General features: G+C 68.3%; 6 protein-coding genes and 3 pseudogenes. 3 read left to right on the top strand and 6 right to left on the bottom strand.

Annotated elements, in window-relative coordinates:
- Window positions 1-736: DUF4082 domain-containing protein (locus ABZV00_RS14950; protein ID WP_355605959.1), on the bottom strand; the 736-nt coding region annotated here is incomplete at its 3' end.
- 204 nt (window positions 737-940) lie between these two features.
- On the opposite strand from ABZV00_RS14950, the pseudogene ABZV00_RS14945 reads away from it, so the two are divergent.
- Window positions 941-1,407 (top strand): annotated as a pseudogene (locus tag ABZV00_RS14945) (transposase family protein); the annotation flags it as partial.
- Between the two features lie 131 nt (window positions 1,408-1,538).
- Window positions 1,539-2,549 carry a transposase gene (locus ABZV00_RS14940; protein ID WP_355605956.1) on the top strand — a complete coding sequence of 337 codons (1,011 nt, stop codon included), beginning with the start codon at window positions 1,539-1,541 and terminating at the stop codon, window positions 2,547-2,549.
- 24 nt (window positions 2,550-2,573) lie between these two features.
- Here the strand turns inward: ABZV00_RS14940 and ABZV00_RS14935 are convergent.
- Window positions 2,574-3,819 (bottom strand): annotated as a pseudogene (locus ABZV00_RS14935) (IS3 family transposase).
- 319 nt (window positions 3,820-4,138) lie between these two features.
- On the opposite strand from ABZV00_RS14935, the pseudogene ABZV00_RS14930 reads away from it, so the two are divergent.
- A pseudogene (locus ABZV00_RS14930) lies at window positions 4,139-4,438 on the top strand (transposase family protein); the annotation flags it as partial.
- 138 nt (window positions 4,439-4,576) lie between these two features.
- Here the strand turns inward: ABZV00_RS14930 and ABZV00_RS14925 are convergent.
- The 4 genes from ABZV00_RS14925 to ABZV00_RS14910 all read right to left on the bottom strand — a co-directional run bounded on the left by ABZV00_RS14925 (window position 4,577) and on the right by ABZV00_RS14910 (window position 9,493).
- Window positions 4,577-6,349, bottom strand: coding sequence for a hypothetical protein (locus tag ABZV00_RS14925; RefSeq protein ID WP_355605953.1), 1,773 nt, complete (start codon window positions 6,347-6,349; stop codon window positions 4,577-4,579).
- A 67-nt stretch (window positions 6,350-6,416) separates the two neighbouring features.
- Window positions 6,417-6,680, bottom strand: coding sequence for an acyl carrier protein (locus ABZV00_RS14920; RefSeq protein WP_355605951.1), 264 nt, complete (start codon window positions 6,678-6,680; stop codon window positions 6,417-6,419).
- 27 nt (window positions 6,681-6,707) lie between these two features.
- Window positions 6,708-7,931 carry a pyridoxal-dependent decarboxylase, exosortase A system-associated gene (locus ABZV00_RS14915; protein ID WP_355605949.1) on the bottom strand — a complete coding sequence of 408 codons (1,224 nt, stop codon included), beginning with the start codon at window positions 7,929-7,931 and terminating at the stop codon, window positions 6,708-6,710.
- Window positions 7,928-9,493 carry an acyl-CoA ligase (AMP-forming), exosortase A system-associated gene (locus ABZV00_RS14910; protein WP_355605946.1) on the bottom strand — a complete coding sequence of 522 codons (1,566 nt, stop codon included), beginning with the start codon at window positions 9,491-9,493 and terminating at the stop codon, window positions 7,928-7,930. The genes ABZV00_RS14915 and ABZV00_RS14910 overlap by 4 nt, the downstream gene beginning before the upstream one ends.
- Window positions 9,494-9,511 lie beyond the last annotated feature (18 nt).

Below are 9,511 nucleotides of genomic sequence, written 5' to 3'. Positions count from 1 at the left end.
ACGGCGACCCACCAGGCGATGGCGTCACCGACCCCGACGCACTCTGCGACGGCGCCGCCGTCACCGACACAGAAACACTCGGCGTCGGACGCGCGGCGCCGGTGGGACTGGGGGGGACCGGGGTGGGCGTGGCCGAGGCACGGGGTTTGAAGACCACATCCACCCAGTAGTTCGTGGCCTTGTAGCTGCGCCTCGGGAACCCGCCCTCGCCATACTCGTATACGCCGTTGGGGCGGTACGCGCCGTCGGCCGGGGCGCTTAGCGGGCCACCGCTGTGGCGCGCCGAGAAGTAGTTGCTGTCGGCGGAGTAGCCGCCTACCCGGGTGTGGTAGGACGCCACGTAGACGGCATTCGCTCTGATGGCCACCGGACGCGAGAAGGCTGCATACTGCCAGCCGGATTTGGTCTCGTTCTCAAACTGGACCCTGGCCAGCCGCGACCCGTCGGCCGTCCAGAGGCTTCCCTGATGCACCCCGGTATTCGCCTCGGATTTGTAGTAGCGGACACCGAAAATCTCGCCGTCCTGGTCTGCTGTGAACCGGACGCCCAACTCCACCGCCTGCGCATCGCGGTGGGCAATGATCTTTGGCGTGGCCGAGTCGTTCCAGAGCGAGTACGTGCCCTGCCGGTCGAGGCGCCCGGTCGCGGCGGACGCGAGATTCAGTGTCACCATCCCGGACAGCGCCAACGCGCCGGCAACGGCTAGCGCGATGACAGTTCTGGCCTGCCTAACCACAAACGTTTCCCCTCTGCCACCCGGTGCTGCGCACCCCGCTCTCCCGCATGGCCGGGTCCTTGCCCTGCGGCGCGCTCCTGCCACAGGGTAGGCGCACAACGGTCATGTCGGACCAATTTGCGTCCATCGGCATGTCGCGTGATCTAAGGGACGTCTCGTAACCCCGGCGTCTGTCTGCTGAGGACGATCATCGAGGATGTCTGGGTGCAGGTGATCACCGCGAGGCACCCGGAGTGGATCTTCCCGTTCACTGGATGCAGCCCGCCCAGTTCCGCCGGCTGGTCCGCCTGATCGCCGAGCGTGGCGGTGACGCGATCGCTGACGGCCGGCCAGGCCGGCAATGGTCTCTCGACCTCTCTGACCGGGTGCTGCTGGTCGCCGCGTACTGGCGCACGAACCTGACGATGCGCCAGATCGGCCCGCTGTTCGGGGTGTCGCACTCCGCTGCCCACCGGGTCATCGACACCCTCAGCCCACTGCTGGCCCTGGCCCCGGTACACCGGCGCCGGGTCGACCAGAACACGATCGTCGACGGCACCCCCATCCCGACCCAGGACCACCGCCTGGCCGCCCCGAGCAAGAACTACCGCTACAGCACGAACCTGCAGGTCGCCATCGACGCCCACACCCGCCTCGTCGTCGCCCTCGGCGACCCGCAACCAGGCAACCAGGCAACCAGGCAACCAGGCAACCACAACGACTGTGAGGATGATCGTGTGCCGCCCCGGCCCCTGGTCTGACCCGCGCAACGATCGGCCTTCCAGCGCCTTGATGGCGATCTGTCGGCCTACGGGCCGGGGCGGTGCATGCTGTCGCCGAACCGGCGGGGCGTGTCCCGATAGGGGCCTTGCCGCTAACAGGGCACCATCACAGTCCTGACCGCCCCAACCGGCCCGGCGACGGCCATCCGCCCTCGAAGCCGCCAAGGAGCCGAACGACCGTGCTCAGCATCCACCAGCCGGCGGCCGCCTGCCACACCAGGACATCCGCCGCTGACCTGGAGATCGTTCTTGGGGTCGATACCCACAAGGACACCCACGTCGCCGCCGTGGTCACCAATCTCGGTGTCCTGATAGCAACGGCGGCGTTCCCTGCCACAGCGGCCGGATATCGGCAGCTGCTCGTATGGGCTCGGGACGTCGGCCCCGTGCGGCGGGCGGGGGTGGAAGGCAGCGGCTCCTACGGCGCAGCACTGACGCGCTACCTGCACGCTGAGAATGTCCAGGTGATCGACGTCAACAGTCCCGACCGAGCCACCCGGCGCCGGCGCGGAAAAACCGACACACTCGACGCCGAAGCCGCCGCTCGGGCGGTCATCTCCGGCCGCGCCACGACCCAGGCGAAGACCGGCGACGGTCACGTCGAGGCGATCCGCCTGTTCAAGCTGGCGAAGGACTCCGCAACCAAGGCCCGCACCCAGGCCATCAACCAGCTCCGCGCGGTCCTGGTCAACACCGACCCGCTGCTGCGGGAGTCCATGGTCGGACTAACTCCAGCGATGCTCGTACGCTCCTGCGCCGAACTGACAAACGACCCCACCACCGACCCCGCAGCCCACGCCGCGGTGCACGCCCTGCGCCTGCTGGCCGGCCGCATCCAGCAACTCACCCGCGAGATCCGGGACCTCCAGAAACGCATCACCAAAGCCGTCGCCACCTACGCGCCCGCGCTGCTGCAACGTCCCGGCGTCGCCGGTGACACCGCCGCCGCCCTGCTCATCGCCGCCGGCGACAACCCGCACCGACTGACCAGCGAGGCATCCTACGCGGCGTTATGCGGAACCAGCCCGGTCGAAGCGTCGTCGGGAAAGTGAACCGCCCCGGGTTCTGTGGAGACTTCAGCTGTTGACTCCAACCACCTCGCGGGGCTGGTGTTGAGCGTAGAACATCGATTCGTATTCGGTGGGTGGCGCGTGGCCGATGGCTGAGTGCAGGCGCCGGTTGTTGTACCAGTCGACCCATTCGGCGGTGGCCAGTTCGACCTGGGCCAGGGTGCGCCAAGGGCGCCGGGGTTTGATCAGCTCGGTCTTGTACAGGCCGATCGTGGATTCCATCAGCGCGTTGTCCAGAGCGTCGCGGATGCTGCCGATTGAGGCGTCGATACCGGCGGCGACCAGGTGCGTGGTGAACCGGAACGACGTGTCTGACTGCCCGCATCGCTGTGGTGCACCAGTCCCGCGCCGACGGGCTGCCCGGCCCGGTCACGGCGCCATAGCCCCATGTCGAGGGCGGCCAGGACCAGCGGGGTGCGTTTGTTCGTCGCCGCGGACCAGCCCACGATCGCCCTGGAGTAGACGTCGACGACGAACGCGACGTAGACCACGCCGGACCAGGTCGCGACGTGCGTGAAGTCAGCGACCCAGCACCGGTTGGGCCGCCGTGCGGTGAAGTCCCGGTTGAGCAGGTCAGTCGCCCGCTGATGCCCGGGATCGGCGACCGTGGTTCGGATCTTCTTGCCCCGCACCACGCCGGCCAGGCCCGAGTAGCGCATCAACCGTTCGACCGTGCACCGGGCCACCGGGTGGCCCTGGCGGTGCAGCTCATGCCAGACCTTGCGGGCTCCGTAGACGCCGTAGTTCGCGGCGTGGATCCCGCGGACGAGTTCGGACAGCTGCGCATCCCGCACCTGCCGCTTCGACGGCGGACGCTTCTTGACCGCCCAGTAGCCACTCGGGGTGATCTGCAACCCGTGCTGACGCAGCACGCGACAGATCGGCTCGACCCCGCCGAAGCGGCCCCGATGGACGTCAACGAACCTCACGAGCGTGTCGTAGGCCGGTCGAGCTCGGCCGCGAAGAAAGCCGATGCGGCCTTCAAGATCTCATTCGCCCGACGCAGCTCGGCGTTCTCACGCCGCAGCCGCTTCAGCTCCGCCGACTCCTCCGACGTCACCCCGGGCAGCTGCCCGCCATCGACCTGCGCCTGACGCACCCACTTACGCAGCGTCTCGGCCGTGCCGATCCCCAGCCGGGCCGCCACGGCGGTGATCGCCGCCCAGTCCGACTCGTAGTTCGGCCGCACCTCCGCGACCATCCGCACCGCCCGCTCCCGTAGCTCCTGCGGATACGGCTTCGTTCCTGCCATCTCTCGATCCTTCCCAAGCGGGGAAGTCTCTACAAGATCCGGGGCGGTTCAAAGTCCCAGCGTCTACGCCTCAACCCCGGTGGTGATCGCCAAGCCAACGCCGCTCTCTACCGAATCGTCGTCACACGCCTCCGATGCGACAAACGAACCCGCGAATACATCGACCGCCGCGTCACCGGGGGCAAGACGAAGCGGGAGGCCATGCGCTGCCTCAAGCGCTACATCGCACGCGAGATCTACCAGATCATCACAGCAGCCCAACCGCAGGTGAAGACAACCCCAGGAACCACACCTTGACAAACATAGGGGCATCACCATCGTCAACCGCACCAGCGGCATCGACCAGAAGCTGGCCAGACGGCCGGTCAAGGCCGACCGCGCCTACCGCGGCAACCCAGAGGTGATCATCTCCTACCGCAAACCCGCCGACGGCAGCCAGCCACCCGAGTGGAAAGCCAACCTGAACAGGCAACACCGCACTGTCGGAGCACAGGTCGAACACGCCCTGGCCAGGATGAAGTCTCTCAAGATCCTCCGCGACTACCGCCGCGCCGCCCACACAATGACCGACGCTGCCTCCGGCATCGCCCATCTCCACAACATCATCCTCACCGGCTGAACCGGCAGCCCGGACGGGGCAACACCTTCAGCGAGTTACGAGCCGTCCTTTAGGCGGCAAGGCAGACAATGCGCCTTTTTCAGCGCCGCCTGCCGACAGGTCCGACCAGTGTCACCTGTGCCGGCGACGTGCGGCTCCTCATCGGACGGTCGTCTGGTCCGACGCGGCCAACAGGTTGACCAGAAAGGCGATGGTCGTTGGCTCAGCCGGCGCACCCGCGAGCACGTCGTCGAGCCAATCGTGGCGCAGTATGGGCATGTCGTACAGCGCGCGGCACACCTGCGGCTCGGCCCGCCAGTGCGCCAGCACCAGCGCTCCCGCTTCTGCCGCACCCAGCTGAGCCTTTCGACCGTGGGTCAGCCGCTGCCGAACCTTCTGGGCGGCCTTGCGAGCGGTCGCCGTTCCGGTAGCGAGCCGCGTCACGACCGACCGGGTGCCCAGCCGCGCAGGAGTCAGGCCCGAGTCGAGAGGCACACTGGCGAGCTCTGAATCCAGCCGCGTCATCAACCGCCCGAGGAGCAGTGAGTTGCGCTTGTCCGCCGGCGCCACAGCCAGCGCCAGTTCGATGAATCGCCGATCGAACATCGGGTTGATGTAGTGGCGCCGTACCGCGGCGACCGTGCCGTGCAGGCCGGCCCAGCGGTACATGCGGTGGTACAGGTAGAAGTCATCCGTGGCCCGCAACCAGTCGCCGGCTGGAAAGAGCTCTTTCAGGCTGGCCAGCGTCGTCTCCTGCGCCCGGATCCGGAAGTCCTCCGTCAGAGCCTTCGCCTCGACCGCTTCGTTGCTGAAGAGCCGCCACCGCGCCAGGCGCTCCACGAGATGGCCCGACGCCGTCGCGCCCGTTGGCTGCCCAGCGTAATAGAAGCCTCGCGCCACCTCGCCCCCCAGACCGCCAAGACGGTGCCCCTGGTCCAGGTGCGCCTCGACCAGCAACAACGGAGCGAGCGCGAGCGGACTGGCCTGACATTCCAGCTGTCTGGCCGCCGCCAGCGCCAAGGAGTGGGCCTCCCGCGGCGTGGGCGGGCGCTGCTGATCGAGCCGGTAAACCTGGTGCCGGAGGCCGTAACGGGCCGAGAGCCGGGCGGCGATCCGAACGTCGGGGCTGGTCGGGCTGCCGAGCGTGAGTGCTGCGAGTCCTGTCCTCAGCTTCGCGGGGATCGCGGCGAGCAGGATGCGGGAGTCGTGGCCGCCGGTGAGCTGCAGGATGGTGTCCGGATGATCCTCCAGGTAGTTGCTCTGCCAGCGGTTGAGAATCTGCGCCATCTCGTCAACGGCATCGTCCAGCGCGGGTGCCCGGTCAGGACGGTCCGGTGGGTCTGCGTACCGCCGCTGGCGCAGCGATCCGCCGTCAAGGGTGGCGATCGTAGCGGGTGGCAGCGCTCGCACATTCTCGAAGATGGTGAGCGTGCCGACCTGCCAACCGATCATGGCTTGGACGCCGAGACCGACCGGATCCAATCGGCCGCCCGCCAGCACGGCAAGAGTGCGGGCGCTGGTCGAGACGGCCGCCACCCCGTCCCCCTGCCACCAGTAGATCTGTCGGAACCCGAGCCAGTCGCCGGCGACCACGACCGGCGCACCGGCGCGCTGTCGATGCGCGGCGGCGAAGGGCGGCAGGAGTGACGTCAGATCCCCACCGCCGGTAATCATGCCGGCCAGCTCGGCCGTTGGCACGTCACGCTCAGGGGTACGGACGGCGCGGTTCAACCGCACCGTGAACCCCGCCCCAGGCTCGGCCAGGAGGTCGCCCGGGTCGCTGCCGGCAAATGCCACCCAGCCGTCCTCGGCCTGGTCGACGCGGACCATGCCAGCCTCGTCGTCGCGTAACACGCCAAGTGCCTGGTCAACGACGCCGCGCAGAGAGTCAGCAGCGTGCGGCGCGCACGAGACGGCGAGAAAGTCCTTCATGGAATGCGGAAACCTCCCGGCGCGGCCTTCCGCCACCAGCCTGGTCGTGTGTTACCTGTCAACGCGCTCAACGGGCCTTCGCGGCAACGAACTCGGCGAGGCCGCCGAGCGTCTCGAAGAGCTCGGCGTTGACCTCGTCGTCGTCGAACCGAATGTCGAACCGCTCCTCGATGGCGGCGATGAGCTCGACCACGGCCATCGAGTCGAGTTCGGGCAGGCCGTCCAAGAGCGGGGTCGACGCGTCGAGCGTGTCGGCGCGGTCGGAGATGCCGAGCGTCTCGACAACCACGGACTTGACGTCTGCGAAGGACGCGGTGCTGGTCGTACCCATTGTTCTTCTCCTCGGATCGGGCCGAAATCAGACAAGCACCTCGGCGGGCGCCGGGTGGCTGAGAAAGGCGGTGGGACTGGCTGTCAGACCGTACGCGCCGGTTTGGAAGAGCACGACGAGGTCGCCGACCTCGGCCCGCGGCAGGGTGACGTTGTCGCCGAGCAGGTCCAGCGGGGTGCACAGGCAACCCACGACGGTCACCTGTTCCCCCGCCTGGTCCGCCCATCGGTTGCCGATGGCGAGCGGGTAGTTGCGGCGGATCACCTGGCCGAAGTTGCCCGAGGCGGCCAACTGGTGATGCAGACCGCCATCCACCACGAGAAACGTCTTGCCGCGCGATTCCTTCCGGTCCACGATGCGGGTCACGTAGACGCCGCACTCACCGACGATGTAGCGGCCCAGTTCCACGATGATCCGGGCATCGGGCAGCCTCGGCCGGATCGATCCCTCGATCAACTCCCGCAGGTTGGCTCCCACGTCCGCGAGATTCAGCGGCTCGTCCTTCGCGAAGTAGGGGATGCCGAAGCCGCCGCCGAGGTTGAGGTAGCGGATCGGCAGAGGCGACTCGTCGGCCAACCGCAGCATCAGCTCAACCGTCTGCCGCTGGGCCTGGCAGATGCTCTCCGCGCGCAGGTTCTGTGACCCCGCGAAGACGTGGAAGCCCAAGAAATCGAGGTCGGCGTGGGCCAGTTCCTTGAGCAGCGCCGGCACCCGCTCCGAGTCGATCCCGAACTGCTGCGGACCGCCGCCCAGGCGCATGCCCGAGCCCTTGACTGAGAAGTCGGGGTTGACCCGTATCGCGACTCGCGGCCGGATGCCGAGCCGACCGCCGGCGGCGACCGCCCGCTCCGCCTCGGTTTCGGACTCCAACTCGATTGTCGCACCCGCGGCGATGGCCTGGGCCAGCTCGGCGTCCGTCTTGCCCGGGCCAGCGAAGCTCACCAGGTCCGCCGGCATCGGCGTGTCCAGCGCGGTCCGCAGTTCCAGCCCGGACGCCACGTCGAACGCGTCCACCAGGCCGCTGAGGTGCTGGACGACCGCCGGCATCGGGTTCGCCTTCACCGCATAGCTGATGTTCACCCCGGCGGGCAGCGTGTCCCGGAGCAGCTGCACCCGGCGGGTCAGCAGCGCCCGGTCGTAGGCGAAAAACGGGGTGCTGCCGACCCGTTCGGCGAGCCGGTCGACCGGAATGCCGCCGATGAGGAGCGCGCCGGAGCGGCCCTCGAAGGCGGCCAGGGCGGGGTGTGTCACCTGGTCACTTCCTCGCGAAGAAGGTTTCGGTCGTACTTTCCGTTCGGGGTTCGCGGCAAGGCGGCGCGCCGCACGATCTGCTTCGGCACCATGTAGAGCGGCAGTCGTTCCTTCAACTCGGCCAGCAGGCCGGCCTCGCTGAACTCGTGTCCGGCCGCCGGGCTCACGACGAGCGCCACGTGCTGCCCGATGCGCGGATCGTCGACACCCAACGCCACGGCGTCGCCGACCAGACCGGTCTCGTAGGCGACCTCCTCGATCTCGGCTGGGCTCACCCGGTAACCCGAGGTTTTGATCATCTCGTCGTTGCGTCCGACGAAGTACAGGAACCCCTCGTCGTCGCGTCTGACGATGTCGCCCGACCAGACCGCGATCTCCGGACGGAGTGCCCCCTCGCTGCCAGGGACCGGGCGGAACCTTTCCGCCGTGCGCTCCGGGTCGTTCCAGTAGCCCATCGCGACCAGTGCGCCTCGGTGCACCAGCTCGCCCTCCTCGCCCGGATCGGCGAGCGTCCCATCGGGTCGGACGACAAGGATCTCCACATTGGGGATCGCCTTGCCGATCGAGTCGGGCCGGCGGTCGACCTCGACGGGATCCAGGTACGTGGACCGGAACGCCTCGGTGAGGCCGTACATGAGGTAGGGCTTGGCCGCCGGGAAGATCTGGCGCAGCCGGTCGAGCGTGGCCTTCGGCATTCGACCGCCCGTGTTGGCGATGTAGCGCATGCGCCGGACCGCCTCGCCCGGCCACCGTTGCTCGGCGAGCTGCAACCACAGGGGTGGAACGCAGGTCAGTCCGGTCACGCCGTGCTTCGCGCAGAGCTTCACCACGTCACCCGGGAACAGATAGTTGACCAGCACGACGTGAGCACCGACCGTGAACCCGGTGGTCAGCTGGCTGAACCCGGCGTCGAAACTCAGCGGCAGCGCCGCGAGGATCACGTCGTCGGCGCTGTTGCCAAGGTATTCGCTGACGCTCTCGGCGCCGGCGATGAGGTTACGGTGCGAGAGCACGACGCCCTTGGGCTTTCCGGTGCTGCCCGACGTGTAGAGAATCGCGGCCGGATCGGCATCGATCACCTGCCGGCCCGGCACGCCGCCGCTCGCGGCACCCAGCCCCTCCCACGTCGAGACCGTGTAGCGGGTGTGCGACGCGGTACGCGGCGGGGGCCCGATCAGCACGACGTGCTCCACCGACTTGGCCTCGGCCAACTCGTCGCGCAACAGGTCGAGACGCTCGGCCGTAGTGATCAGCACCCGAGCGGCGCAGTCCGCGAGGATGTAGCCGACCTGCTTGGGGCGAAGCAGCGGATTGACCGGGACGAAGACTCCGCCGGCGGCCGAGGTGCCGAAGACCCCCTCCACGGTCTCAGGCCGCTTGTCGAGGTAGACCGCCACCCGCTCGCCCCGCTCGAGACCGAGGCGCTCCAGACCCGCCGCCACGCCGACGACGTTCCGCCACAGTTCGGCGTAGGTCAGGGTCACCTCCTTGAAGGTGAGCGCGGGTGACCGGCCGTGTCGCCGAGCGGTCTCGGCCAGGAGGTGATGCAGTCCCGTACGCATCGCACGGCTCTCTCTCTT

The organism is Micromonospora sp. NPDC005173, from assembly GCF_040608515.1.
Classification (GTDB): Bacteria; Actinomycetota; Actinomycetes; order Mycobacteriales; family Micromonosporaceae; genus Micromonospora.
The sequence above is the reverse complement of the archived record's forward strand: the minus strand, read 5'-3'. Positions and strand labels throughout refer to the sequence as shown.

What these genes read in the sequence shown, in the direction of transcription:
- ABZV00_RS14910 (WP_355605946.1), bottom strand. Translation starts at nt 9,493, where the DNA reads ATGCGTACGGGACTGCATCACCTCCTGGCCGAGACCGCTCGGCGACAC.
- ABZV00_RS14920 (WP_355605951.1), bottom strand. Translation starts at nt 6,680, where the DNA reads ATGGGTACGACCAGCACCGCGTCCTTCGCAGACGTCAAGTCCGTGGTT.
- ABZV00_RS14925 (WP_355605953.1), bottom strand. Translation starts at nt 6,349, where the DNA reads ATGAAGGACTTTCTCGCCGTCTCGTGCGCGCCGCACGCTGCTGACTCT.